General features: G+C 70.3%; 22 protein-coding genes. 7 read left to right on the plus strand and 15 right to left on the minus strand.

The window, feature by feature from the left end; all coding sequences use genetic code 11:
- Positions 1–165: 165 nt before the first annotated feature.
- From ACIA73_RS27315 to ACIA73_RS27365, 11 genes are all read right to left on the minus strand, one after another.
- A complete protein-coding gene (locus ACIA73_RS27315) occupies positions 166–1,824 on the minus strand; it encodes a DoxX family membrane protein (protein ID WP_399441384.1) in 1,659 nt (552 codons plus the stop codon).
- 166 nt (positions 1,825–1,990) lie between these two features.
- Complete coding sequence (rlmB, locus tag ACIA73_RS27320) at positions 1,991–2,947, minus strand: 23S rRNA (guanosine(2251)-2'-O)-methyltransferase RlmB (protein WP_399441385.1); 957 nt, start codon at positions 2,945–2,947, stop codon at positions 1,991–1,993.
- 136 nt (positions 2,948–3,083) lie between these two features.
- Positions 3,084–4,484, minus strand: coding sequence for a cysteine--tRNA ligase (cysS, locus tag ACIA73_RS27325; protein ID WP_399441386.1), 1,401 nt, complete (start codon positions 4,482–4,484; stop codon positions 3,084–3,086).
- Positions 4,485–4,567: 83 nt separating this feature from the next.
- Positions 4,568–4,972 carry a PPOX class F420-dependent oxidoreductase gene (locus ACIA73_RS27330; RefSeq protein WP_399441387.1) on the minus strand — a complete coding sequence of 135 codons (405 nt, stop codon included), beginning with the start codon at positions 4,970–4,972 and terminating at the stop codon, positions 4,568–4,570.
- A 43-nt stretch (positions 4,973–5,015) separates the two neighbouring features.
- The gene (locus ACIA73_RS27335; RefSeq protein WP_399441388.1) at positions 5,016–6,353 is read right to left on the minus strand and encodes an MFS transporter; all 1,338 of its coding nucleotides are present in this window, start codon (positions 6,351–6,353) and stop codon (positions 5,016–5,018) included.
- Positions 6,350–8,167: an ABC transporter permease subunit gene (locus tag ACIA73_RS27340; RefSeq protein ID WP_399441389.1), complete on the minus strand. Its 1,818-nt coding sequence runs from the start codon at positions 8,165–8,167 to the stop codon at positions 6,350–6,352. The genes ACIA73_RS27335 and ACIA73_RS27340 overlap by 4 nt, the downstream gene beginning before the upstream one ends.
- The gene (locus ACIA73_RS27345) at positions 8,164–9,678 is read right to left on the minus strand and encodes an ABC transporter substrate-binding protein (RefSeq protein WP_399441390.1); all 1,515 of its coding nucleotides are present in this window, start codon (positions 9,676–9,678) and stop codon (positions 8,164–8,166) included. The genes ACIA73_RS27340 and ACIA73_RS27345 overlap by 4 nt, the downstream gene beginning before the upstream one ends.
- A 26-nt stretch (positions 9,679–9,704) precedes the next feature.
- Positions 9,705–10,340, minus strand: a complete 636-nt coding sequence (locus ACIA73_RS27350) for a GNAT family N-acetyltransferase (RefSeq protein WP_399441391.1) — start codon at positions 10,338–10,340, stop codon at positions 9,705–9,707.
- A gap of 148 nt (positions 10,341–10,488) precedes the next feature.
- A complete protein-coding gene (gene ispF, locus ACIA73_RS27355) occupies positions 10,489–11,037 on the minus strand; it encodes a 2-C-methyl-D-erythritol 2,4-cyclodiphosphate synthase (protein ID WP_399441393.1) in 549 nt (182 codons plus the stop codon).
- Complete coding sequence (gene ispD / locus ACIA73_RS27360; RefSeq protein ID WP_399441394.1) at positions 11,027–11,818, minus strand: 2-C-methyl-D-erythritol 4-phosphate cytidylyltransferase; 792 nt, start codon at positions 11,816–11,818, stop codon at positions 11,027–11,029. The genes ispF and ispD overlap by 11 nt, the downstream gene beginning before the upstream one ends.
- A gap of 271 nt (positions 11,819–12,089) precedes the next feature.
- On the minus strand, positions 12,090–12,572 hold the full coding sequence (locus tag ACIA73_RS27365) for a CarD family transcriptional regulator (protein WP_003953493.1): 483 nt from the start codon (positions 12,570–12,572) through the stop codon (positions 12,090–12,092).
- Positions 12,573–13,176: 604 nt separating this feature from the next.
- On the opposite strand from ACIA73_RS27365, the gene ACIA73_RS27370 reads away from it, so the two are divergent.
- Positions 13,177–13,887: a DUF461 domain-containing protein gene (locus ACIA73_RS27370; RefSeq protein ID WP_399441395.1), complete on the plus strand. Its 711-nt coding sequence runs from the start codon at positions 13,177–13,179 to the stop codon at positions 13,885–13,887.
- Between the two features lie 252 nt (positions 13,888–14,139).
- Here the strand turns inward: ACIA73_RS27370 and ACIA73_RS27375 are convergent, their stop codons facing one another.
- Both ACIA73_RS27375 and ACIA73_RS27380 read right to left on the minus strand, forming a co-directional pair.
- Positions 14,140–14,820: a response regulator transcription factor gene (locus ACIA73_RS27375; RefSeq protein WP_189822183.1), complete on the minus strand. Its 681-nt coding sequence runs from the start codon at positions 14,818–14,820 to the stop codon at positions 14,140–14,142.
- Positions 14,817–16,136: a sensor histidine kinase gene (locus tag ACIA73_RS27380; protein ID WP_399441396.1), complete on the minus strand. Its 1,320-nt coding sequence runs from the start codon at positions 16,134–16,136 to the stop codon at positions 14,817–14,819. Before ACIA73_RS27380 ends, ACIA73_RS27375 begins: the two co-directional genes overlap by 4 nt.
- A gap of 236 nt (positions 16,137–16,372) precedes the next feature.
- On the opposite strand from ACIA73_RS27380, the gene phoU reads away from it, so the two are divergent.
- Positions 16,373–17,053, plus strand: a complete 681-nt coding sequence (gene phoU, locus ACIA73_RS27385) for a phosphate signaling complex protein PhoU (protein ID WP_399441397.1) — start codon at positions 16,373–16,375, stop codon at positions 17,051–17,053.
- 133 nt (positions 17,054–17,186) lie between these two features.
- Positions 17,187–17,321 (plus strand): hypothetical protein, encoded by a 135-nt coding sequence (locus ACIA73_RS27390; protein ID WP_399441398.1) that lies wholly within the window; start codon positions 17,187–17,189, stop codon positions 17,319–17,321.
- A gap of 1,227 nt (positions 17,322–18,548) precedes the next feature.
- On the opposite strand, the gene ACIA73_RS27395 is transcribed toward ACIA73_RS27390, so the two are convergent.
- Both ACIA73_RS27395 and ACIA73_RS27400 read right to left on the minus strand, forming a co-directional pair.
- The gene (locus ACIA73_RS27395; protein WP_399441399.1) at positions 18,549–19,796 is read right to left on the minus strand and encodes an XRE family transcriptional regulator; all 1,248 of its coding nucleotides are present in this window, start codon (positions 19,794–19,796) and stop codon (positions 18,549–18,551) included.
- Positions 19,797–19,970: 174 nt separating this feature from the next.
- On the minus strand, positions 19,971–20,285 hold the full coding sequence (locus ACIA73_RS27400; RefSeq protein ID WP_399441400.1) for a GntR family transcriptional regulator: 315 nt from the start codon (positions 20,283–20,285) through the stop codon (positions 19,971–19,973).
- A 213-nt stretch (positions 20,286–20,498) separates the two neighbouring features.
- On the opposite strand from ACIA73_RS27400, the gene ACIA73_RS27405 reads away from it, so the two are divergent.
- The 4 genes from ACIA73_RS27405 to ACIA73_RS27420 are packed head-to-tail and all read left to right on the plus strand — an operon-like array spanning position 20,499 to position 23,933.
- Positions 20,499–21,293, plus strand: a complete 795-nt coding sequence (locus ACIA73_RS27405) for a hypothetical protein (protein WP_399441401.1) — start codon at positions 20,499–20,501, stop codon at positions 21,291–21,293.
- Positions 21,290–21,907, plus strand: coding sequence for an HNH endonuclease (locus ACIA73_RS27410; protein ID WP_399441402.1), 618 nt, complete (start codon positions 21,290–21,292; stop codon positions 21,905–21,907). Before ACIA73_RS27405 ends, ACIA73_RS27410 begins: the two co-directional genes overlap by 4 nt.
- Positions 21,904–23,694 (plus strand): phage/plasmid primase, P4 family, encoded by a 1,791-nt coding sequence (locus ACIA73_RS27415; protein WP_399441403.1) that lies wholly within the window; start codon positions 21,904–21,906, stop codon positions 23,692–23,694. The genes ACIA73_RS27410 and ACIA73_RS27415 overlap by 4 nt, the downstream gene beginning before the upstream one ends.
- Positions 23,691–23,933 carry a helix-turn-helix domain-containing protein gene (locus ACIA73_RS27420; RefSeq protein ID WP_399441405.1) on the plus strand — a complete coding sequence of 81 codons (243 nt, stop codon included), beginning with the start codon at positions 23,691–23,693 and terminating at the stop codon, positions 23,931–23,933. The genes ACIA73_RS27415 and ACIA73_RS27420 overlap by 4 nt, the downstream gene beginning before the upstream one ends.
- Positions 23,934–24,171: the final 238 nt, after the last annotated feature.

Here is a 24,171-nt window from a genome sequence, read left to right on the forward strand (position 1 = left end):
TGAGGGCCACGTGGCCGTTGAGGGCCGCACCGGCGTTGAGGGCCACACCCGCCCGGCCGCACCGCGGGCCCCGCACCCCCGCTGCCGTACACCGCCGTACGCACAAAAAAGGGCCCGGCACCTGAAGTGCCGGGCCCTTTCCCGTCCTGTCGTGCGTACGGCCCGCTAGCCGAGCAGTCCGCCGATCACCTTGTCGTTGCCCCCGCTGGAGCCCCCGGTGTTCCCGCCGCTGGAGCCTCCGGTGCTCGAACCACCGGTGCTGGAGCCGCCGTTGCCACCGTCGGTGCCGCCGCTGGACGTGGGTCCCGCGGTGCTGGTGGCGGGCGGGCCCGCGGTGGTCGCGGCCGGGCCCGTGTCCCTGGAGGGGGTGCGTCCGGTGCTGCCGCGGGTCTGGCTGGGGCCTGCCGTGGTGCCCGCCGAGGTGGTGGCGCGCGGGCTGCCGGTGCTGCTGGGGCGGGTCGACGGCGAGGCCGAACCGCTGGCCGTGGGCGACGGGGCCTGCTTGCGCGGGGCCGGTTCGGTGCGCTTGGCGCCGGGCTCCTTGGGGAGCGGGCGGCCGGGCAGGTGGTTGACCGGGTCGTCCTCGGGGCCGGGCACGACGACCTCGGCGGACCGGACCGCACCGCCGAGCACCGAGCCGACCAGCAGGGTCAGACCGACGACCAGCGCCACCATCAGGAACCCGCGGCGCAGGACGCGCCGCCGCAGCTCCCACATCTCGCTGCGCGGGCCCAGCGTGCGCCAGGCCTCACCCGCGAGCCGGGAGTCCAGCGAGTACACCGGGGCGCCCGCGATGATCAGCGGCGACCAGGCGGCGAGATAGATGATGTCCGGGGCGTCGTACGCCGGGACGCTCTTCCAGCTCACGGTCAGCAGCAGCGCCGCCGAGAGCAGCGTCCCGATGACGCCCGCGACCCGCTGCCAGAGCCCCAGCACCGTCAGCACACCGACGATGACCTGGAGGAACGCCACGCTGAGCCCGGCACCGACCGGGTGCTGGAGCGCGAAGTCGCGCAGCGGTTCGGCGAGCGCCCAGGGGTGCAGCGAGTTGAGCCACTTGACCATGGAGCCGCGCTCGCCGCCGTCGAAGAAGACGGGGTCGCAGAGCTTGCCCATGCCGGCGTAGATGGAGATGAAGCCGAGGAAGACCCGGAGCGGCAGCAGCACCACACCGAGGTTCATCCGCCGGTCGGGGTAGAAGGAGTGCCGGGCGCGCCCGTCGGTGCGCGAGCGCCCCTCCTGCGGTTCGTCCTCGTCGTAGGCGGGTTCGTCCTCGTAGGTGTCGTACGCGCCCTCGGCCTGCCGCATTCTGGGCAGCATCCGGGTGTGCGGCTCGCCGTCGCCGTCGCCACCGACGACCGGGGTCCGCATGGTGTCGTCGGGGGCGCCGACCCGTGGGATGAGCTGGGTGGCGCCCGCGTCGAGGTCGTCGGGTCCGCCGGGACCGTCCGGGCGGGTCAGGGTCGTGTCCCGTACGGCCTGTAGCAGTCCGCCCGCGCCGGGGTCGCCCGGTGCGGACTTCCCCGTCCAGACGACGGGGGCCCGGCGGCGCCTGGCTGCGGTACCGGCCGTGGCCGCACCACCCGCCATGGCTGCCCCGGCCCCGCTCAGCGCCGGGATCATCGCGGTCCGGTCCAGCGAGCGCTGGTCCAGCGCGCTCCGGCCCGGCGCTCCGGAGGAACGCGAGGACCGCCCGGCGCTCGGCGCGAGCTGCACACGGAAACTGGCGTGGTTGACGATGACCTGCGCCGGGTCGCAGGGCACCTTGACCATGCTCAGTGCGGGCTGATCGTCGAACCCGGGTGTTCTGGTGTCCACACTCATCTAACCGAGTGATGTGTGTTTAGGACACTGCCTTGACGGCGTCGATCTGTCCGAGACCCGTCAAATCCCCACCTTCCGGCAGACCTCGCAGGTCAACACAGGTGGACGCCCCCGGCATACGAAGGGGCCCCGGACGAATCCGGGGCCCCTAGCGCAGAACCAACCACTACTTACGGCGACGCGCCGCCTCATAAAGGACAATTCCGGCCGCGACTCCGGCGTTCAGCGACTCGGCGCCGCCCGGCATCGAGATGCGCACGCGGTAGTCGCAGGTCTCGCCGACGAGCCGGCCCAGGCCCTTGCCCTCGCCACCGATGACGATGACGACGGGGCCGCCGATCTGCTCCAGGTCCTCGACCTTGTGCTCGCCGTCGGCGGCGAGGCCGACGACCGTGACACCGGCCTTCTTGTACTCCTCCAGCGCCCGCGTCAGGTTGGTGACGCGGGAGACGGGGGTGCGGGCGGCCGTACCGGCCGAGGACTTCCAGGCACCGGCGGTCATGCCGGCCGCGCGTCGCTCGGGCACGACCACGCCGTGGCCGCCGAAGGCGTTCACCGAGCGGACGATGGCGCCGAGGTTGCGCGGGTCGGTCACGCCGTCGAGGGCGACGATCAGCGGGTCCTCGTGGTTGTCGTGCGCGGCCGCGACCAGGTCCTCCGGGTGCGCGTACTCGTACGGCGGGACCTGGAGCACGACGCCCTGGTGGTTGAGGCCGTTGGTCATCCGGTCCAGCTCGGGGCGCGGCGCCTCCATCAGGTTGATCTTGCCGCGCTCGCCGGCGAGCTGGAGGATCTCGCGGACCCGCTCGTCGTTGTCGATGTACTGCTGGACGTAGAGGGTGATCGCGGGGACGCCGTCGCGCAGGGCCTCGTAGACCGGGTTGCGGCCGACGACCATCTCCGAGGTGCCCTTGACGCCGCCGCGGCGGGGTGCGGGGCGGCGCGCCTGGGCGTGCTTGGCCTTGGCGGTGGCGAGACGGTTCGCCTTGTGCTTCTTGCGGGCCTCGGCGGGCGGGGTCGGGCCCCTGCCCTCAAGGCCCTTGCGGCGCTGGCCGCCACTGCCGACCTGCATGCCCTTCTTGTTGGTCGTGCGTCGGTTCCTGCGCTGGCTGTTGCCGGCCATGACTACCTGTTTCCTGTGGATCCGGCGATCCACATGGCGATGCAGATCGTCTACGTACGTACATGAAAGTGTGCCGCCCGGGGTCCCGGGCGGCACATCGGAAGACCCTTTTCAAGGCCCTACGGGACAGCCCCCGCTAGCGGGGCCCGAGCGTCCACCTCGGCCCCGACGGACTGTCCTCGATGACCAGCCCGGACTGCTGGAGCTGGTCGCGGATGGCGTCGGCCGCCGCCCAGTCCTTGCGCTCGCGCGCGGACTGACGCTGGTCGAGCACGAGTCGTACGAGGGTGTCGACGACCCCGTGGAGGTCCTCGCCGCGATCGGACTCGCCTGCCCAGTGTGCGTCAAGCGGGTCCAGACCGAGAACGCCGAGCATCGCGCGGACCTCCGCCAGACGCGCGACGGCGGCTTCCTTGTCGTCGGCCGCCAGGGCGGAATTGCCCTGCCGGACCGTGGTGTGGATGATCGCCAGCGCCTGCGGGACACCGAGGTCGTCGTCCATCGCCTCGGCGAACGCGGGCGGCACCTCGGCTGCTGCCTCGACGACGCCCCCGGCCTTCTCGGCCACCCGCTGGATGAAGCCCTCGATACGGGCGAAGGCGGACTCCGCCTCGCGCAGGGCCTCCTCGCTGTACTCGATGGCGGACCGGTAGTGCGGCGTACCGAGGTAGTAGCGCAGCACGATGGGGCGCCAGGTCTTGATCATCTCGCTGACCAGGACCGAGTTGCCGAGGGACTTGGCCATCTTCTCGCCGGCCATGGTGACCCAGTGGTTGTGCACCCAGAAGTTGGCGAAGTCGTCGCCGAACGCCTTGGCCTGGGCGATCTCGTTCTCGTGGTGCGGGAAGATCAGGTCGATCCCCCCGCCGTGGATGTCGAAGGCCCTGCCCAGGTACTTGTGGCACATCGCCGAGCACTCCAGGTGCCAGCCGGGACGGCCGCGCCCCCAGGGGGATTCCCAGCTGGGCTCGCCCGGCTTCTCGGCCTTCCACATGGCGAAGTCGCGCGGGTCGCGCTTGCCGGTCTCGCCCTCGCCGGAGGGTTGCAGGAGGTTGTCGAGCTCCTGGTTGGAGAGAGCGAGATAGCCGTCGTACGAGCGCACGTCGAAGTAGACGTTGCCGTCGGCGGCGTAGGCGTGGCCGCGCTCGATCAGGCCGCGCATCATCTCGATCATCTCGGGGATGTGGCCGGTGGCGCGGGGCTCGTAGGTCGGGGGGAGGCAACCGAGCGCGTCGTAACCGGAGTTGAAGGCGCGCTCGTTCTCGTACCCGATGGACCACCAGGGGCGGCCCTGTTCGGCCGATTTCGCGATGATCTTGTCGTCGATGTCGGTGACGTTGCGGATGAAGGTGACGTCGTAGCCGCGGTGGGCGAACCACCGCTGCATGATGTCGAAGTTCAGTCCGGATCGGATGTGCCCGATGTGCGGGGCGCCCTGCACGGTAGCGCCACACAGGTAGATCGAGACACAGCCCGGGACGAGCGGGGTGAAGTCACGCGTCTGCCGGGCGCTGGTGTCGTACAGGCGAATAGTCACCCCACAAGGGTACTGAGTGTTTCACGTGAAACGGGCCCGTACCCCGCCCCCGGTGACGAGCGGGGGCGGGTCTGCCGTACGGCTCAGATGCTGCCGACGACCTTGCGGGCGCGCACCCGGATGACGACGCGTTCGGCGTCGTTGACGGAGGTCGGGTTGAAGTCGGCGTACTTCTTGCCGGTGTACTTCAGCGACAGCTCGTCGATCAGCTCCTGGCCGCCCTCGGTGCTGATCTCGGCGGTGCCGCGGATCTCGGCGTAGGTGTACGGCGACTCGGCGGGCTGGACCTGCACGGTTACCCGGGGGTCGCGGCGCAGGTTCTTCTCCTTGCGCCGGTCGACGGTGGTCGAGAAGAGCACGTCGTCGCCGTCCCGCTTGACCCAGACCGGGGACAGCTGGGGGCTGCCGTCGGGCTGGATGGTGGCGACGGTGATGAAGACGGGGCTGTCGAGGAGGGCCTTGAGCGGGTCGCTGAGGGAGGCGGACATCGGTGGGTCCTTTCGGTCGATACGTCATCGGGTTGACGTAGTCCTACGTGTACCCCGCCGCCCGCCCGCCATGGCGCAGGCACCGCGCAAGGAGTGCGCCTGCCAGCGGTACGGCGGCCAGCACGCCCCACAGCAGCACGCCGCCCCGGGCCGTCAGCCCGCCGGTCGCCGCACTCCCCACCAGCACCAGCAGTCCCGACACCGACGACAGCGCCCCCATCGCCAGACCGAGGTGCCGGTCGTCCACCAGGTCGGGTACGAGGGCGCGCGCGGCCGGTACCAGCAGCATCTGCCCCAGCGTGAGCAGCACCACGAGCACGGCCCCGGGCGCCAGCCCTCCAGCCCCGCGCAGCTGGAGCGGCACCGATACGGCCACCACCACGAACCCCAGCGCCACCACCAGCAGCCCGCTCACCAGCGCGGTCCGCAGTCCGAGCCGTCGCCCTGCCCACCGGGTGACCGGCAGCTGCCCGCACACCACCAGCAGCGAGGACAGTGCGAACAGCCAGCCGAGCGCGGCCTGGGACCCGGTGGCCCGTTCCACCTCGGCGGGCAGCGAGAGATAGAGCTGGTTGTACGAGACGAGGTAGCAGCCGTACGCCAGAGCGACGATGCCGAATCCGGGGCTGCGCACCAGCGCCCGTACCCCGCCGCGCCGGTGTTCCTTCGGCTGCCTGCCCTCTCTGGCCGGCATCAGCCGCCAGTGCCCGGCCAGCACACCCACGAAGACGACCACCCCGGCCAGACAGGCCGCCCGGAATCCCACTCCCAGCAGCAGCGCCCCGAGCAGCGGCCCGATGAACGCGCCCGCCTGACCGGCCGCCGAGAACACCGCCAGCACCTGCGCCCTCGGCGTCCCGCTCGCCGCCTCGTACCGCACCGCCTCCCGCGCGGTCTCCGACTCCACCGCGGGCGAGAACAGTGCGGCCGCGAACCCGATCAGCAGCACGGCACCGATGACGCTCCCGGTGCTCCCCGCGAACGCCAGCCACCCGAACCCGGCGATCCGCAGACCACAACCGGCCAGCACCACGGGCCTCGGCCCGAACCTGTCGGTGAGCGCCCCGCCCACCACGAAGAGCCCTTGCTGGCTGAACGTCCGCAGCCCCAGCACCAGCCCGACCACCCACCCGGCCATCCCGAGCACCCCGCCGAGGTGCTGGGCCAGATACGGCAGCACGGCGAAGAAGCCGACGTTGAAGGCCAGTTGGGTCCCGGCGAGCAGTCGTATGTACGGGGGCAGGGCCCGCACCTCGGCGAGAGCCCGCCACCGGGAAGGGGCGGTCCGCCGCGTGCCGGTGGCGAGGGAGGTGTCCGCTGCTTGAGCGGAACCAGGAGCGGGGACGGGCGCGGGCGCCGGCGGACGGGTCGCCTCCTTCATCCCCGTACCCCTGCCGATTCCTTGTCCACAGCTGTGGACGGCCCGGGCGCACTCTCCATGGCCCCGGAGCCCACGGCACGCTCCGGACCGGTCTTGGTCCACCTCCAGGAACCCCCGGCCGCCCCCCACAGCACCGCCATCATTCCCAGAACGACCAAGGCGCCCGCCGGTCCCAGCACCGCCCACGGCGCCCTCTCCGCGTAAGCCATGTTCTCGGACAGCATCCGGCCCCACTCAGGGGCCGGCGGGGCGGCGCCCAGCCCGAGGAATCCCAGCGACGCCAGCGCCAGCGCGACGGCGGGGATCCGCAGCACCGCGTGCCGCAGCACCGGCGGCCACACCCCCGGCAGTACGTGCCGTCGCAGCACCCACCAGCGTCCCGCGCCCAGTGACCGCGTCACCGCGATGTGCGGAGCCGCTCGTTCCTGGTCGTGGAGCGCCCGCGTGTGCGCGGCCAGCGGCGCCCAGGCCACCACCGCGACGGCCAGCGCGGCCGCCCCCGCGCCCGGCCCGGCGACCCCCGCGACCAGCAGTCCCGCCACGATCGCGGGCAGTGCGTTGACCATCTCGGTGAAGCCACCGGCCCCGGGGAGCAGCCCCACGGCCACGCCCACCACCAGGGTCACCACGGACACCACCAGTGCCATCAGCACTGTCCGCCCCGCCCCGTGGCCCAGCCTGGCCAGTACATCCCGTCCGAGCGAGTCGGTGCCCAGCGGATGCGCGAGGCTCGGGCCGCCCAGCCGTGCCGCCGCGTCGATCCCGTACGGATCCCGCAGCAACCCGGCCACCACCACCCCCACGAACACCACCGTCAACAGCACCGCCGCCCACCGCAGTCCGCGCCCGGCCGACAGTCGCGGACGTACCAGCGCGGGCAGCGCACCGTCCCGCAGCGCGGGCCCCACCAGCAGCCGCCCGATCCCACGCACCAGCAGTCCCGCCAGCGCCCCCACCACCAGCAGCACCAGCACCGACGCCTGGAGAACCGGGAGGTCCTGGGCCAGCGCCGCCGCCAGTGCGGTCCCGCCGAGGCCCGGGATCGAGAACAGCGTCTCGACCGCCACCGCCCCGCCGGTCAGCCCGACCACCACGAACCCGAACTGCGGCAGCACCCCCGGCACCGTCCGCCGGACCGCGTGCCGCGCCACTCTGCCCCCGGGTATCCCACCCGCTGCGGCGGCCTTCGCCCACGGCTCCGCGAAGGCGGCCGGAAGCGCGTCGTCCAGCAGCCGCCCGAGCAGCGCTCCCGCCGGAATCCCCATCGCCAGGGCGGGCAGCACCACGGCTCCGGGAGTCCCCCACCCGACCGCCGGGAACCATCCCAGCTGTACGGCGAAGAAGGTCGCCAGCACGGACGCCAGCAGAAACTCCGGGAGTGCGGCAAGTCCCGCCCCCAGCACACCGGCCCGCGCCCGGACGATCCGCCGCCGCGCCCCACGCCGCAGCGTCCCCAGACACAGCAGCCCCGCCAGCACCACGGCCACCAGTAGTGAGCAGCCCATCAGCGTCAGCGACACCCCGAGTGCCGCGCCCACGTCCGGCCCGGCGGGCGCGCCCGACACCCACGAGGTACCGAAGTCACCGTGCAGCAGCCCGCCGAACCACCCGCCGAGCACCTGCACGGGCCCGCCGTCGAGCCCGGTCTCGGCCCGGATCGCGGCCAGTGTCTCCGGCGTCGGCGGACGGTCGGCGTACCGTGCGTGCAGGATCGTCAACGCGGGGTCGTTCCTGGTCAGCCAGGGCAGCAGCCCGACTGCCAGCACCACACAGAGCAGCGCGACGACCCGCCCCGCAAGGCCCCGCGCTCTCATCCGATACGTGTGTCGGCGGTGACCAGCGTCCGCTCCATCGGGTCGAGCGAGACGCCTTCGACGCCCTCCGCGACCCCCTGGACGAACCGTTCGTGGACCAGCGGAACCACCGCGTCCGTCGACAGGATCGCCGCCTCCGCGCGCATCTCCGCCGTCTGCCGGTCCTTGGTTTCCACCGCCTCGACGGTCTTCGCGACCGCCGCGTCGACCTTCTTGTCGCAGAGCTGCGAGATGTTGAAGGACCCGGCGCAGGTGAAGTCGCTGCTCAGGTACGAGGACGGGTCGCCGGTGTCGAGCAGGGTGTTCCTCGGCAGGATGAACGCGTCGAACTTGCCCGCGAGTGCGTCGGCCTCCATCTGCGCGTAGTCCCGCACCACCTGCCGGACCTTGAACCCGGCCTGCTCCAGCTGCTGTTGGACGGCGGTGGCCACCTCCGGCAGTTCGGGCCGGTTGGTGTACGTGGCCAGGACGATCTCCCCGGCCTGCGCCGCCTTCTCCCTGGGGGCCGCCGCGGGCCGCCCCTCGACCGGCACCCGCTGCTTCGCCGCCCAGGCGACACCCGGTCCGAACAGGCCCTGCGCGGTGTCGGCGCGCCCCTCGTAGACGCCCTCGACCAGCGCCTTGCTGTCGATGGCGGCCCGTGCGGAAGCCCGCAGTCCGGCATCGGCGAAGGCGCCGCGCTCCGTGTTCAGGTACAGGCTGTTGGTCCGCGCGGTCGGCACCTCGCGCACCTGCCCCTGCTCCAGGAGCGAGGCCTGGGAGACCGGGACGTACTCCGCGATGTCGATCTGCCCGGCGCGCAGCGCGTTCGCCCTCGCCTTGCCGTCGGCGATGAACTTCACGTCGACGCCGGGCGCCTTGGCCTTCGTACCCCAGTAGCCGTCGTTCCTGGTCAGCGTGGCGCTGACGGCGCCATTGAGCTTGCTGAGGGTGTACGGGCCGGTGGCGCGGCCCACCGGGTCGACCTTGCCGCCGGGCTTGTAGGCACCCTCGGAGAGGATCGCGAGGGAGGGGTTGGCGAGGCGCTGGGGCAGCAGCGGGTCGGCCTTCTTCGTGGTGATCCGCACGCTGTGCGCGCCCTGCGCGGTGGCGTCGATGTCCGTCTCGCTGAGTACTCGCGGCTTGGGCGAGGCCTTCTCGGCGGCTTCCAGCGCGCGTACGACGGAGGGGGCGTCGACCGCCTTCCCGTCCTGGAACGCGGCCTTGCGGAGGGTGAACGTCCAGGCCCGGTCGCCGTCCGGCTTCCACTCGGTGGCCAGCGCGGGCAGTGCCTCGCCGTTCTTGCCGAGCGAGGTCAGCCCCTCGACCACCGCGAGCCGGCTGAGGGTCACCGCGTCGTCCCCGTACGGCGACATGGCCTGCGCGGGCGGGAAGGCGAGCGCGACGCGCAGGCGTCCGCCGTCTCCCCCGGCCGACCCGGAACCACCGCCTCCGCAGGCGGTGACGGACAGGGTCAGCACGGTGGCTGAGGCTGCCAGCGGCAGCACACGACGGCGGCGTATGAAGGACATGTCACGACCCTACATGAAAACGATTGTCACTTAGCGAGCGGGCGGGGTGCGGGCGGGCAGGGTGCGGGCGGCAAGCACCCGGGGAACGGCAGCTCGAAGTGGACGATGCCCTGCCCCCCACCGGGCAGCTTCCGCTCGTCACAGACCTCGGCCGCCAGCGAACGCCAGAACGGCTCGGCACCCGGCACGGCCGGATCGGTGTGCAGATAGACCGCCTCATACCCACCGACCTTGACGACAAAGTCGCACAATTCACTCACCAGCGCCCGCGCGAGCCCATGCCGGCGATGCTCGGGACGCACATAGATCCGGCACAGCTGAGCGGTCGCCCCGGACGGGAAACGCGCGGCGACCCACTCCGGATTGGGCGGCGACTGCGGCCCCTGGTCCCGGACGGCCCCGGTCGCGACGATCTCCCCGTCCCTCTCGACCACCAGGAGCGTCCGCCGCTCGGGCCGCAGATAGGTTCCGTCGAGGTCGATGATGTCCGCGTGCCAGCGGGGCACATACCCCGACTTCAGGTCCCGGTAGACGGTGTCGAGCATGACGGCGCGCGCACCACCGATGTCCTCCGCGGTGGCGGGGCGCAGAACGTATCCGGAGCCTGCGTCACCGGCGTCACGGAGCCGCCCTGGCGCCCGCGTCTCGATCGCGCCGTACATCCGTCGCCTCCACTCTTGCCGCATCCGTGCACGTCAAGCGTACGTGCAAGAGACATGCAACAAGAGTCGGCCCGGAAAGCGGCCGCCGGCGGCAGCCGCTTCCCCACTCGGGCCCGGCGGTTCCCCGCCAGGCCCGGCATCTCCCCCTTCAGGCGCGGTAGACCAGCGCCGTGGCGATCGCCGCCAGGCCTTCCGCCCGGCCCGTCAGCCCGAGCCCGTCGCTCGTCGTCCCGGAGACGGACACCGGTGCGCCCACCGCGGCGGACAGCACCTTCTGCGCCTCCTCGCGCCGCTTGCCGACCTTGGGCCGCACGCCCACGACCTGCACGGCCACGTTCCCGATCTCGAAGCCCTCGGCCCGCACGATCCGGGCCGCCTCGGTCAGCAGCGTCACGCCGGACGCCCCGGCCCACTGGGGACGCCCCGTCCCGAAGTGCGCACCGAGGTCACCCACCCCCGCCGCCGAGAACAGCGCGTCGCACGCCGCGTGCGCCACCACATCCGCGTCCGAGTGCCCGGCGAGACCGAACTCCTCGCCCTCCCAGTGCAGCCCCGCACACCACAGTTCACGCCCCCGCTCGAAGGCGTGGATGTCGGTCCCGATCCCCACCAGGGGAATCACCGGCCCAGTCACCGGACCAGTCGCCGGCCCCGTCCTCGCCCCCGGCCCGGCAGAGTTCTCCTTCTCAGAAGCCATCGTTGGCCCTCCTCCGTGCGAGTACCGCCTCGGCCAGCACCAAATCCAGCGGCCGGGTCACCTTGAACGCCTCCTCGTGCCCGGGGACGACGACGACCGGCTCCCCCAGCCGCTCCACCATCCCGGCACAGTCCGTCGCGCCCTCGCCCTGCGCGGGCACCGTCTCGTGCGCCCGCACCAGCGTCGCCCGGTCGAAACCCTGCGGCGTCTGTACGGCGCGCAGCAGCGCCCGCTCAGGAGTGGCGACCACCGGCTCGGGCGCCCCGCCGGAACGCGGGGAGACCTGCTTCACGGTGTCGGCCAGCGGCAGCGCCGGCACCACGGCGGGCGCCCCGTCCCGTACCGCCTCGACCACCGCGTCCACGGTGTCCACCGGGACCAGCGGCCGTGCCGCGTCGTGCACCAGTACGGCGGTGATGTCGTCCGGCAGCGCGTCGAGGCCGAGCCGCACCGACTCCTGCCGGGTGTCGCCACCGGGCACGACCAGGAATTCGGTCCGGTCGGGCAGCGCGTGCTCGTACTCGTCGAGCATCGACTTGACCTCGCCGGCCCCGTCCGAGGGGGCCACCACGACCACCAGGGAAACGGCCCGCGAGGCGGCCATCGCACGCACCGCGTGGACCAGCATCGGGGTTCCACCCAGGGTGCGCAGCGCCTTGGGTGCGCCGGGCCCGAGCCGTATGCCACGGCCCGCCGCGGGAATCACGGCAGCGGTCCGCCCTGCTCTGCCACCCGGGGAAGCGCTTGCACGGATGTCTGCGGGAATGCCTTCGACTGTCATCGACTACTCCGGAGGTTTGTCGCCTCGCCGGACATGGGTATGGCCTCAGGTGCCGCGCGCTGCACCCTGTCCGGCCCCCTTCCGTGACAGCCGTCCGGGGAGCCGCACCGGCACTTCAACACCGCATGCGGGAACGATCTTTGAATCAGTTGTGGATAAAGAGATGCCGCGGTGTCCGCCGACGGACTGCGGACACAGTCAACCGGCGGACACCGCGGCATCACAACAAATCAAACACGCATGCACCCTTGGTAGGGAGCATGCGCTTGAGTTACGACGCGAGAACCTCGTCCAGCAGGGCCTCGGCCTTGTCCTCATTGGTGTTCTCCGCGAGGGCCAGCTCGCTCACCAGAATCTGGCGCGCCTTGGCGAGCATGCGCTTCTCGCCGGCGGAGAGACCGCGCTCGCGCTCACGACGCCACAGGTCGCGCACTACCTCGGCGACCTTGATGACGTCGCCAGAAGCGAGCTTCTCCAGATTTGCCTTGTAACGACGGGACCAGTTCGTCGGCTCTTCTGCATACGGTGCGCGCAGCACCTCGAAGACCCGGTCCAGCCCGTCCTGCCCGACCACATCGCGAACGCCGACGAACTCCGCATTGTCCGCCGGTACACGAACCGTCAGATCACCCTGGGCGACCTTGAGCACCAAGTAGGTCTTGTCCACGCCTTTGATCTGACGAGTCTCAATGGCCTCGATCAGCGCGGCCCCGTGATGGGGATAGACCACGGTGTCGCCAACCTTGAACGTCATGTGACAGGTACCCCTTCCGTGGCTATCCAGAGTAACACGGAAACTGCTTGTTCTGAATGGCGTTTCCGCAGGTCAGGGCATATCTCGGGGCTTGACAACTGCGCCAGGGACGTGCTGCGGAGGCCTTCCGGAGGGAGGTATTCGCAGGTCGGAGCGGCTGTACGGGCGAAGAGAAACGCGTACGTTACACGCACCACGGAGCCCCCGACACGGACCGAACGTCCCGGTTTGCCGGGTTCCGCAAGGTGAACTTCGTCTACTCCGTTCGGAGATCGATCACCCGTACGGCGGCAATCCGGAATTGATCAACACGCCACGTTGATCAATTCCGCACGCCCTCGCATTCCCCCGACTTCACCCCGTTCAATTCCAGCCATTGAAGCCTGAACGAAATCCGGACGCCCCCAAAGCGCCCAACCTCGCTATGCCCCTCCCGCCCCCGGCAGCCCGCGTGGGCGACCCCCGACGAAGTCGCACCCCACCCGCCCCGGTGGCGACGCACCCCGCCCGAGGCGGGTCGGGTGCGCCGCCCCGCCACCGGCTCGGTAACCTAATCCCGCATCAAGTCCGCTCGCTCGCAAACGTCCAAGGAGTTGCCGCAGCCGTGAGCCGCAGCCTTCGACGCGGCGCTCTCGCCGCCTCCGCCCTCGCGTTCTCGATCGCCTCGCTCGCCGCATGCGGTGCGGGCAACGACGCTCAGACGCTGTCCATCAAGCCGGACAACGCCGCGATCTCCGTCGAGGACGGCAAGCTCAAGATCCAGAACGCCACGGTGATCACCCAGCCCCGCGACGAGGCCAAGGGCCACGCCGTCGGTGAGGGCCCCGCCGTCGTCATCGCGACGATCTTCAACAACGGCGACCAGCCGCAGACCCTGGACGCGGTCAAGCTCGACGGCAGCAGCGACCCGGTGAAGCTGACCCCGGCCAAGGGCAGCACCGGCAAGATCACTGTGCCGGCCGGCGGCTCGGTCGTCATCGGCGGCAAGGACAACGCGTCGGCGGTCGTCGCCAACGGCCGCGAGGCCGCGAAGAACGGTGACGCGCAGCCGGTCACCTTCAGCTTCAGCGAGACCGGGGATGTGACGCTGCGGGCGTTCGTCGTTCCGGCGGTCGGGCACTTTGAGGGGTATGGGCCGGAGAAGCTGCCGGTGACGCCGACGGGGACGCCGTCGGGGACGCCGACGGCTGGGGTGACGGGTACTCCGACCAAGCCGGCTACTGGTGCCACTGGGACGCCGGGGAGCGGTACCCCTGGCGCTGGTACGCCGACCAAGGGGGCTACGCCGTCGGGCACGGGGGCTGCGGGTCGCTGACTCGCAGACGTACGCGGGAAGGGCCCCATCGGAGCGATCCGGTGGGGCCCTTCTCTTCTCTGCGTGTACGGGGCCGGGGTGAGCCGGGGCGGGTGAGTGCGACTCCGTCGGGGGCCGCCCCCTTGCCCGCCCGTTCCGCCCCCGGGGGGCGGCCCCGCCGCCCCAGCGGGGTACCAGGAGCGAAGGGCGGGCGGCCCCCGCCGCCCGAGCGGGCTACCAGGAGTGGGAGGGGCAGGCGGCCCGGTCAGCGGTTTACGGTTCGAACTTGTAGCCGAGGCCCCGGACTGTGACCAGGTAGCGCGGCGCGCCCGGATCGGGTTCGATCTTGGCGCGGAGACGCTTGACGTGGACGTCGAGGGTCTTGGTGTCGCCGACGTAATCGGCACCCCAGACCCGGTCGATGAGCTGCATCCGGGTCAGCACCCGGCCCGCGTTGCGCAGCAGCATCTCCAGCAGGTCGAACTCCTTGAGCGGGAGGTCGATCTTGGCACCGGCGACCGTGACGACGTGGCGGTCCACGTCCATCCGGACCGGGCCGGCCTCCAGGGCGGCCGGGGTGACCTCTTCCGGCTCGCCGCGGCGGCGGAGCACCGCACGGATCCGGGCGATCAGCTCACGGGACGAGAAGGGCTTGGTGACGTAGTCGTCGGCCCCTATTTCCAGTCCGACCACCTTGTCGATCTCGCTGTCCTTGGCGGTCACCATGATGACCGGCACGTTGGAGCGGACGCGCAGCTGGCGGCAGACCTCCGTGCCGGGCAGGCCCGGCAGCATCAGGTCGAGCAGGACGAGGTCGGCGCCGTTGCGCTCGAACTCGTCGAGGCCGTCGGGGCCGGTGGCCGCGATCGCCACCTCGAAGCCCTCCTTGCGGAGCATGTAGGACAGGGCGTCGCTGAAGGATTCCTCGTCCTCGACGACGAGCACTCGGGTCACGGAAGGACCTCCGGGGCAGGGGTGTGAGCGCGGATGGGGGTCTCGTTGGTGCCGTTACCGGCAGTGTCCTCGTCGAAATCGGCCACGTCGACGTCATCGATGTCGTCCGGGCCGACGAGGGGGCGGCCCGGGGTGTGTTCCACCCTGGCCTCCCTGACGGAGCCCGCTTCGGGCAGCCGCAGGGTGAAGGTGGAGCCCTGTCCCTCGGAGCTCCACACGGTGACCTCCCCGCCGTGCGAGGCGGCCACGTGCTTGACGATGGCCAGGCCCAGGCCGGTACCTCCGGTGGCGCGGGAGCGGGCCGGGTCGACGCGGTAGAACCGCTCGAAGACCCGCTCGCGGTCGCGCTCGGAGATGCCTATGCCCTGGTCGGTGACGGCGATCTCTATGAGGTCGCCGCCGGGGGCGGGCACCCGGCGGGCGGCGATGCCGACGCGGGTGCGGGCGGAGCTGTAGTTGACCGCGTTCTCGACGAGGTTGCCGAGGGCGGCGGCGAGCTGGCCGCGGTTGCCCCATACGTGGAGTCCGGAGGTGCCGCCGGCCTGCATGGTGATCTGTTTGGTCGACGCGGTGTGCCGGCTGCGGTCGATGGCTTCCGCCACCAGCTCGTCCACCCGTACCGGCTCCGAGTCCTCCAGCGGGTCGTCGTTCTGCACCCGGGAGAGGTCGATGAGTTCCTGGACCAGTGAGGTGAGCCGGGTCGCCTCGATCTGCATCCGGCCCGCGAAGCGGTCGACCGCCTCCGGGTCGTCCGAGGCGTCCATGACCGCTTCGGACAGCAGCGAGAGCGCGCCGACCGGGGTCTTGAGCTCGTGGCTCACATTGGCGACGAAGTCGCGCCGTACGGCTTCGATACGGCGGGCCTCCGTCAGGTCCTCCACCAGCAGCAGCACCAGCCGCGAGCCCAGCGGGGCGACCCGCGCGGACACCGCCAGGGCCTCGCCCCGGCCGGTCCCCCGGCGCGGCAGGTCCAGCTCGACCTGGCGTATCTCCCCGTCCCGCCGGGTGTCGCGGGCCATGTGCATCATCGGCTCGACAGCCAGCTTCCCGCCCCTGACCAGGCCCAGCGCGTACGCCGCCGAGCTGGCCTTCACCACGTTGTCGCTCTCGTCGAGGACGACCGCGGAGGAGCGGAGCACGGAGAGGACGGTGTCCACACCGGGCGGCAGGGTGCCGTTCGCCTCCGGGCGCAGGGAGGAGGAGCGGGTGGGGCGCTTCTGGTCGCGCTCGCTCCAGCGGAAGGCCAGCATGGCGATGATGCCGGTGCAGAGACCGGCTATCGCTGCTGCTGCGGCCACTGCCGCGTTCACGTCCATGTGCACCAGGTTATGCCTGGTCACTGACACTGCCCCAAGCGAATGGGTGTCACCTCGAACGTTCGTCGCCCAGAGTTCACCAAGGGGATGGGGTGGGTTCACTTCTGCGGCCGGAACCGGACGCGTATCGGACGGATGGTGGGAATGTGGGGACCGGAGCCCCGCCAGACCCCGGAAATCACCGCCGTACGAGATGAAGACGCCGTACGCGCAGAAGCCAGAAAGCAGGGACACCCATGCGGGACGCGTACCACGAGGAACTGGACTCGATCGGCGAGGACCTGGTCGAGATGGCCCGCCTCGTCGGGTCGGCGATAGGGCGGGCCACCACGGCCATGCTCGACGCCGACCTGAAGCTCGCGGAGAGCGTCATCGCCGCCGACCAGAAGGTGGACGACCTCCAGCACGACCTGGAGGCGCGCGCGATCGCCCTCCTCGCCCGCCAGCAGCCGGTCGCCACCGACCTGCGCATCGTCGTCACCTCGCTGCGGATGAGCGCCGACCTGGAGCGCTCCGGCGACCTCGCCCAGCACGTGGCGAAGCTGGCCCGGCTGCGGTTCCCGGCCACCGCCGTACCGCACGACCTGCACGCCACCATCCTGGAGATGGGCCAGCTCGCCCAGCGCCTGATGGCGAAGTCGGCGGAGGTCATCATCACCAAGGACGTCGACCTGGCCCTCCAGCTGGAGCAGGACGACGACGAGATGGACCTGCTGCACCGCACTCTCTTCCAGCACCTGATGGACGACCGCTGGAAGCACGGCATCGAGACCGCCGTCGACGTCACCCTGCTCGGCCGCTACTACGAGCGCTTCGCCGACCACGCGGTCTCGGTCGCCAAGCGCGTCGTCTACCTGGTCACGGGCGAGCACGCCGACGACGTACAGGCGGCGCAGGACTCCGCCGCCCAGGCGTAAGCCCGGCAGAACCCGGCAGGGCTCTTCAACTCCCGTGCTTCCGCGCGCTGTTGATGCGCCCGCCGGTTGGGCATGCAATGGGTGTGGGGGTGGCCACACGACCGCTCCCCCGCCGTGCCTTCGAGGAGGACCCATGGCTCTGCCCATCCCCACCGCCACCGCGGTGACGGCCCCCACCGCCGGGACGCTCTCCTGCGGCTGCGGTTCCGGCTGCAGCTGCGGCTGCCAGTCCGGCGGCTCCTGCCAGTGCGGCGGCGGCTGCGGCTGACCGCCCGCAACACGACAAGCGACAGCGAAGGGCCCGGTCCGCACCTGCGGACCGGGCCCTTGCTGCTGTCACGTCACTTCGTGCCGTGCGTGGGCTACTTCTTCTTGCCCTGGGTTTCGACCGCCCGTTTTTCGGCCCTGATCAGCAGGGTGCAGACCTCAACTGACCTGCGTTCGACCGGTTGTTGCCGATCGTTGACGGTCGTTGGCGGTTGAGCTCGGAGGTTCCCTGTGGGTTCCCACGAGAGCGTTCCGGCGCCCTTCGGCATCCCCCTGACGGCCTGGATCGGTTGCTAGACCTAGCAACGAGGGTTGCTAGGTCTAGCAACCCCGCTAGCGGCTCATATGCCCGTTGAGCAGGGATCTAGCATCTAGCAACCCCCGGCGCGTTGAGCTCCAAAGTGCCCATGCAGCCGTCGACGGGACCCTCCTGGTCTTGCTAGTTCCGCCCGTCGCGAGCTGCCGTCAGGGCAAGGGCAAGGAGGACCGCCTTCGGCGGACGTCTTCCAGGCCGCCCACGGAGGAATGTGGGGACCGCCGTTCGCGTCATCGGGCAGGAACGCGAACGAGCCGTGAAACATGGGGCTCGTTCCTGTTTCAGCCGCTTAAGAGGCTGTTCGTAGGTTCGGTTACCGGTTACCGGTTACAGCCCCCAGACGTCGCCTCACGCCGCCCTGAGCAGCCCTAACCGCCTTCTACGGGACCTGTAACCGGTAACCAGTAACCCTCAGAGGCCCCTCGTGAAGAGGTCTTCCCACCGCCCGGCTGCCGTGCTCGCACAAGCAAGAGGAGCACCCGGCGCGGGGTGCTCCTCTTGTTTCTCCAGTGGCAGCCCCGGGGCGCTGGCTTTTCAGAGGAGTGGTGCCACCTGTCCACTGAAAAGCCCTCGGGAGCATCGTCGTGCCGCAGCGAAGAGGCCACGCCCCCTGTTGGGGATGGCGTGGCCTCTTCCGGCGGCTGCTGCTGTGTACGTCCGAGAGTTCCAGGGGCCCAACTCTTCAAAAAGTCGCGCCTCAAGCGCCTCATTGCGTCTCAGTGCAGGTCAGATGGGGTGTGCGGCCAAAACGCATCGCGCCTCAATCGAGCCTCAACCTCGTCTCATCGCGCCTCAACGGCCTCTTAATGAGGAAGCGGCCGGACTGGCGGGCGCTCGCGAAGCGAGCTGCCAAAGGTCGTGCGGCCAACGGCCGCTCCTTCTCATCCTTTGTCCTGCCAGCAACGGGCGCCGTCACCGAGGGAGAAAGCCGGGCGTCTCCTCACCTAGCGTCCGGAGGTGTGCCAAGTAGTCCTGTGCGGCCGGTTCGCTGCTGTACCGGTTGCGGACCTCAGCGGCCAGTTCGCGGCTGGTCATGATGAGTGACGGAACGGAACGGCGGTCACCCTGAAGAGCGCGTTCTCCCATGATGAGCGCCCTGTCGAGGTCACCGCCACGGGCCGCAGCCACACCCAAAGTCACCCGAGCTTCAGCGTTCCGCATCGGCGTCCGATCCGTACCGTCGAAGTCTGTCCCGAGCCGAAGCACTTCCTCGGCAAGCGTCCCGGCAAGCCGGTCCTCACCCGCCAGGCGGTAGCAGTCCATGGCGTAGAAGTCGTACTTCGCGGGATCGACGACGAAGTGGTTGTCCAAGTTCTCAGGGAGCGCCATCCCCTCAAGAATCCGACGTCCCTTGTCCAAGGCGACTTCCATCTGACGTCGGTCACCGAGCCGAGCCCACGCCTTGGCCTCTTGGCCGGCGAGCTGTACGGCGACGCTGTGCTTCCCCGCGACTTCCGCGCCAGCTTGCGCGGCCGTGATAACGCTGCGGTAGTCCCCGGTGGTGAGCGCGAACCAGGCCCGCATCTCGTGAGCCCATCCCGCGATCTCGGCATGGTCGGACTCGCCTGCCAGGGAAAGGGCCGCGCGCCGCGTCGATTCGGCCGCGTGGCGGTCCCCCGAGTCGTACTCAACACAGCCGACCAGCAGCGCCAACCATCCGGACAACGCCAGGACTTCGCGGTGCTGCGCCAAGGTGAGGCTCTTGGAGTGCAGCTCAACGACACGCCTCAGCCACTGGCGGCCCTCGATAAGGAGCTGCGCACTCGGCATGAACGGATACTCGGAGCACAGGCGATCGGTCGTCATCCGCAGAGCGTCCAACGTCGCGTTGTCGACGTCGGAGCGGTTGAGACGGCTGACAATCTCCAGGGTTTCCATTCCGCTGACAGCGAGGATCTCCGCGTCACCATCGCGACGGCTCGGAGCGGGGAAGATCGCACGCGTCACAGTGCCGAACATGGCCGCGATGATGGGCTGATAGAAGTCGCTCGGAGGGGAACCGGCTTCCCACCGCTTCCACTGTCGGATCATGCTCTCGTCAGAGGGAAGCTCGGTAGGGGCATGGGCCCGAAGCGCTGCGACCGCCTCTCGCTGTGACCAGTCGCGGGCGCCTCGTTCGGCCGCGATACGCCGTGCCCATGCGGGCCTGTCATCGCTCATGTGCCCTCCTCAGAGTGCTTACCGCGAGTCTCGCCCCTCAGCCCCGGGGACAGGCAAGGGGACAGCGGGGGGACATGATCCGTGTCCCCCTGGCGGGGAAGTGACCCCCGCCTGTCACCTACTCGAACGCCTGTCACCTGCCCCATGGTGGAGCCCAGATCACGCACCGCCGGGTTAAGAGCTCGATTCGAGCGCCGCGACCCGTTCAGTCAACGCCTGAATCTGGGAGCGGATTTCCTTGAGTTCCTCGCGGTCGTCCTCCGCCTTAGTCCCGCTGACGAAGTTGCCGAGATTGCCCGCCGACTCGACCAGCCCTTCGGCCCGCAGCATGGCCAAGCCGTTCTGGATGGTCTGGCCGGCGTACCCGAACCGGTCCACCAACTCCTTCTGGGTGGGCAGGCGTTCACCCGGCTGCATGCCCCTGATCTCTTCACGCAGCGCGTCGGCGACTTCGGCCGCCTTGGACTTCGGCCCTCGTGTGGCAGTCATCCTCTGAGCGTACCCACCAGACCGAACTAGTGCACGCTACTCAACACCCCTTGACGACTAGTGCAGACTAGTGCACGCTGGTTAGCAAGTAGTCACCGCACCCCCGGTGCGGAACACGAAGAAAGCCCTGGTCACCACCAGGGCTTCCAAACAGGGAGCGGCTCCCTACCGCCAAGCAGTCAGCCGCTCCCCCACCCACGAAGGGGCACTTCCATGATGCACGCAACTCTTCCCGTTCAGGCCTTACAGCAGCCGTCTGCTGCCGTCGCCGTACCGGTGTTGGTGGAGCGGAGGTACGAGGGAGAGACCTTCCCGCGTATCCCTCTCGGCTCCGTGGAGCTGACGCGAGAGCAGGCAGCTACGGGGCTGTTCCTGGAGTTCGAGCGGCTGCCGATCCGGCCGACCGACACGGCGATCCTGAACGCTCTCCAGTACGCCGTGAACACCTACGGGCTGAACGGGCTCGACGCCCGCCTGAACGAGGTGCGGGAGCTCTCGGAGCACGACCAGCAGGCGAGCCTCGCCTACTGCTTCGCCTACCGGCTGTGCGTGGAGCACTGGTACAAGGACGCGCTCTCGGAGCGCATCAGCACGTACATGATGGTCAGCGCCCTGTACGCCTCCGACCTGAGCACCCGCTCCACGAGCGCGTTCGACCGCAGGGAGGAGATCAACGGGTTCCTGGCGGAAGGCATCGCGACGCTGGGGGTTGAGGCCATGGTGCGCCTGTCCCAGGACGCTGAGGCAGAGTTCGGGTACGAGGGGTCGTCGGCGCGGGTGTCGGACGCCTACCGGGCGGCCCTGCCCAACGCCAGTCGGCGCAGGCGGTGCCACCAGATCGCGGTGAACCACCAGCTGAACGGGCCGCGCGCGCTCATGGTGTTCTTCGACGACGGCACGTACGCGGTCGGTGTAACCCCGCCCGAGGACCCGCACAGCACCGCTGAGCACAAGAAGCTGCTGGCCCGGCTGGCGGCGCGCAAGGCCAAGCGCGGTGGCGCCCGATGAGCAACGGCCGATCCCACCACCTGAACGCCTCCCGGCGCAGGCTCCGCAAGGAACAGCTCGCGGCCCGGTTCGGGGCCCGGTGCTCCTACTGCCGCACCCCATTCGTCACGCTGCGGGAGGCGACGTTGGACCACATCGCCCCGCGCTCCCTCTGGCCCTCCTGGTCGGTCCACGCGCTGACGCTGGCCTGCCAGCCGTGCAACGGGGCGAAGGACAACCGGCTGCCCCTGTCGCTCGCGCTCCTGCTGCTCGCCGCCGTCCACCCGGCGTTCACCACGGCGTCCACCGTGTTCACGGGCGCCCCCGGCCCGACGGTCGACGCTGTGACGCCGACCCGACCGGGGCACGTCACGGCCGGTGGATCGGGGGTGGAACGGCCGGGCTTCCACCCGACTTCCACCCCGTTCACGGCGGTCGACTGGCTGCTGCTGGCACGGGTCGCGCATGCCCGGCAGTCGGCCGATCGGTCGACCCCTGACCTGCGTGACGGCCCCCGTCACACCCGCGTATGCGACGTACGCCGGGCCCGATCGATCGGCCGATCCGACTGCCTGCCCGCCCCGGCCCGCACCCGATCGTGCGAGCCCCCGACCCGATCGGCGGTGACCGCATGAACGCCCTGAACACCGACACGAACACGTCGACCCCGCCGGTGAACGCCCCTCCGGCCGACACCCCCGATCGAGCCGATCGGGGGGACGCGGTGAACACCGACCCCGAGCCCGTGAACGCCCCTCCGGCGGCCAGGGAGGACGACCCGGTGCCGCCGCCCACCGACCCGATGGCCGTTGCCCGGCACCTGGCCCCCGAGTGGGAGTACGCGGGTCTGCTGACGCTGCGGCACTGGCGGGGTGCGTGGATGTCCTGGGAGTTCTCGCACTGGCGGGAGCTGGACGCCCAACAGGTCCGCGCGAGCCTCTACAAGCAGCTGGAACACGGCCAGTTCGAGCACCCCACCCCGAAGGGTGTGGAGCTGAAGAAGTGGGCGCCGAACATCCGCAAGGTGGCCGACCTCATGGGCGCCATCGCCGCCGTCACCCACCTCACGCCCACCGTGGATGCGCCCGCATGGATCGATGCTGCCGACGGCGGGCCCCGTGACGAAACCCGTGACGAAAGGTGGGCCGGAAAGGGCCCGATCGTGGCGTGTACGAACGGGCTGCTGCGGGTGGCTGGCCGGACGCTGGCCCCGCTCACGCCGGGGTTCTTCAACCTGGTGTCGGTCCCGTTCGACTACGACCCGGACGCCGACTGCCCCACCTGGGAAGCGTTCCTCCACAAGGTGTGGCCCGACGACCCCGAGTCGATCGCCGCTCTTCAGGAGTGGTTCGGCTACGTCCTGTCCGGGCGTACCGACCAGCAGAAGATCCTGCTGATCGTGGGGCCGACCCGATCCGGGAAGGGCACCATCGCCCGCATCCTGGCCTGGCTGGTCGGGGAGGGGAACATGGCCGGGCCGACCCTGGCCAGTCTGGGCAGCAACTTCGGACTCTCCCCGCTGCTGGGCAAGTCCCTGGCGGTGGTCTCCGACGCCCGCCTGTCCGGCCGCGACGGCAACCAGGTCGTAGAACGGCTCCTCACCATCTCCGGTGAGGACACCATCGACGTCGACCGCAAGTTCAAGGACCCCTGGACGGGCAAGCTCCCCACCCGGCTGATGATCCTGTCCAACGAACTGCCGAACTTCGGCGACGCGTCCGGCGTCATCGCCCGCCGGTTCGTCGTCCTGAACATGGCCCTGTCCTGGCTGGGCCAGGAAGACACCACCCTCACCGACCGGCTCCACGCGGAGATGCCCGGGATCCTCAACTGGGCCCTGGAAGGGCTCGACCGCGTCCAGAAAACTGGACGCCTCACAGAGCCGCCGTCCTCCCGCGAAGCGGTCACCACCATGCAGGACACCGCCTCTCCCACGAGCGCATTCGTCCGCGAGTGCTGCGAGACCGACGCTCAGGGCCAGGTCGTCATCGACGACCTGTGGGCGGTCTGGCGCAGCTGGGCCGAGGACAACGGCATCCGCGCGGGCACCAAGCAGATGTTCGGCCGCAACCTGCAATCCGTCGTGCCTCAGCTCCGCGTCGCCAAGCCGCGCGGCCCCGACGGCAAGCAGGTCCGCGCGTACACCGGAATCGCCCTCGCGGAGGAGTTTCGCCCCGGGGTGAGGCGCGATGTGAGGCGCGATGAGGCGCAGGAATCCCGTACTCCGATAACGCTCTCACCTGCACTGAGGCGCGATGAGACGCGTGAGACGCGAAATTTCGACAAACCCCCCTCCTACGAACAATCGGCGTTCGGGAACGCCCCGCTGTGCACCGTGTGCGGCGGGCCGTTCACCCCCTACGAACAGGGCCAGACCACCCACCCGACATGCACCGTGCCCCTGGAAGGCGACGCCTCATGAGCACCCCGCAACCGCAGCACGACGACCCCCGCGACACCCTGCGCGGAGGGCTCCCCGATCGATTCCTGACCCCGGAAGACCTTGTGGTCATGTTCAGCCTGCCGAGCGTGGAGACCGTCTACGCCTGGCGGCGCAAGCACATCGGGCCGCCTGGATTCCGCGTCGGCAAGCACGTCCGCTTCGACCCCGCCGCCGTCCGCGACTGGGTCACCCTCCAGACCAGCGCCGACGCCGCCTGACCTCAGGGAGGCGACCCGGTGAAGGTCAGGGAGGCAGGGAGAACTCCCTCACCGCCTCCCTGACCCAACTCCCTGGCACTGACCAGCGCAAACCCCCTGCCAGGGAGGCAGGGAGGAATCCGCCGGACAGCCCCGAAAGGCCCTCACAGCCAATCTCCAAGCCCCTGCCTCTGCCTCCCTGACCCCGTCGAAACCGCCGGGGACCCACCGGGGAGGCAACCCCCGAAACCCCGGGGAG

Source organism: Streptomyces sp. NPDC051561, from assembly GCF_044454195.1.
Taxonomy (GTDB): Bacteria; Actinomycetota; Actinomycetes; order Streptomycetales; family Streptomycetaceae; genus Streptomyces.

Excerpts from the sequence above, each read along its gene's own strand:
- ACIA73_RS27345 (WP_399441390.1), bottom strand. The coding sequence starts at position 9,678 with ATGTCCTTCATACGCCGCCGTCGTGTGCTGCCGCTGGCAGCCTCAGCC.
- ACIA73_RS27340 (WP_399441389.1), bottom strand. The coding sequence starts at position 8,167 with ATGAGAGCGCGGGGCCTTGCGGGGCGGGTCGTCGCGCTGCTCTGTGTG.
- rlmB (WP_399441385.1), bottom strand. The coding sequence starts at position 2,947 with ATGGCCGGCAACAGCCAGCGCAGGAACCGACGCACGACCAACAAGAAG.
- phoU (WP_399441397.1), top strand. The coding sequence starts at position 16,373 with ATGCGGGACGCGTACCACGAGGAACTGGACTCGATCGGCGAGGACCTG.
- ispD (WP_399441394.1), bottom strand. The coding sequence starts at position 11,818 with ATGACAGTCGAAGGCATTCCCGCAGACATCCGTGCAAGCGCTTCCCCG.
- ACIA73_RS27350 (WP_399441391.1), bottom strand. The coding sequence starts at position 10,340 with ATGTACGGCGCGATCGAGACGCGGGCGCCAGGGCGGCTCCGTGACGCC.
- ispF (WP_399441393.1), bottom strand. The coding sequence starts at position 11,037 with ATGGCTTCTGAGAAGGAGAACTCTGCCGGGCCGGGGGCGAGGACGGGG.
- ACIA73_RS27315 (WP_399441384.1), bottom strand. The coding sequence starts at position 1,824 with ATGAGTGTGGACACCAGAACACCCGGGTTCGACGATCAGCCCGCACTG.
- ACIA73_RS27400 (WP_399441400.1), bottom strand. The coding sequence starts at position 20,285 with ATGACTGCCACACGAGGGCCGAAGTCCAAGGCGGCCGAAGTCGCCGAC.
- ACIA73_RS27395 (WP_399441399.1), bottom strand. The coding sequence starts at position 19,796 with ATGAGCGATGACAGGCCCGCATGGGCACGGCGTATCGCGGCCGAACGA.
- ACIA73_RS27420 (WP_399441405.1), top strand. The coding sequence starts at position 23,691 with ATGAGCACCCCGCAACCGCAGCACGACGACCCCCGCGACACCCTGCGC.
- ACIA73_RS27330 (WP_399441387.1), bottom strand. The coding sequence starts at position 4,972 with ATGTCCGCCTCCCTCAGCGACCCGCTCAAGGCCCTCCTCGACAGCCCC.
- ACIA73_RS27365 (WP_003953493.1), bottom strand. The coding sequence starts at position 12,572 with ATGACGTTCAAGGTTGGCGACACCGTGGTCTATCCCCATCACGGGGCC.
- ACIA73_RS27335 (WP_399441388.1), bottom strand. The coding sequence starts at position 6,353 with ATGAAGGAGGCGACCCGTCCGCCGGCGCCCGCGCCCGTCCCCGCTCCT.
- ACIA73_RS27380 (WP_399441396.1), bottom strand. The coding sequence starts at position 16,136 with ATGGACGTGAACGCGGCAGTGGCCGCAGCAGCAGCGATAGCCGGTCTC.
- ACIA73_RS27415 (WP_399441403.1), top strand. The coding sequence starts at position 21,904 with ATGAACGCCCTGAACACCGACACGAACACGTCGACCCCGCCGGTGAAC.
- ACIA73_RS27405 (WP_399441401.1), top strand. The coding sequence starts at position 20,499 with ATGATGCACGCAACTCTTCCCGTTCAGGCCTTACAGCAGCCGTCTGCT.
- ACIA73_RS27410 (WP_399441402.1), top strand. The coding sequence starts at position 21,290 with ATGAGCAACGGCCGATCCCACCACCTGAACGCCTCCCGGCGCAGGCTC.
- ACIA73_RS27390 (WP_399441398.1), top strand. The coding sequence starts at position 17,187 with ATGGCTCTGCCCATCCCCACCGCCACCGCGGTGACGGCCCCCACCGCC.